Genomic DNA, 289 nt, shown 5'->3' with positions numbered 1-289 from the left:
CTCACATGGAGAAACTCCACACTACCATCGGCGATGCGTCGTTTCACTACTGAGTTCGGGATGGGATCAGGTGGTTCCAACGCTCTATGGTCGTCAAGCAATTCTTTATGGACGCTCGTGGCAAGTGCACACGCTCATCCAGATTCGGGTATGTGACAGGTAATTTGCGGTTCACACGAACTTTCGGTTCGTTACGTCTTCACCGTACAACACGCAAATTGTTTGGGTGTTATATGGTCAAGCCTCACGGGCAATTAGTATCGGTTAGCTCAACGCCTCACAGCGCTTA

1 rRNA gene is annotated in these 289 nt (G+C 49.8%); it reads right to left on the bottom strand.

Annotation, left to right across the window (positions count from 1 at the left end):
- Positions 1 to 98: ribosomal RNA gene (rrf, locus tag IB273_RS31325) — 5S ribosomal RNA — on the bottom strand; the annotation flags it as partial.
- Positions 99 to 289 lie beyond the last annotated feature (191 nt).

The organism is Pseudomonas sp. PDM19 (genome assembly GCF_014852215.1).
Lineage (GTDB): Bacteria > Pseudomonadota > Gammaproteobacteria > Pseudomonadales > Pseudomonadaceae > Pseudomonas.
Note: the sequence above shows the minus strand (reverse complement) of the source record. Positions and strands in the feature narration are given on the sequence as shown.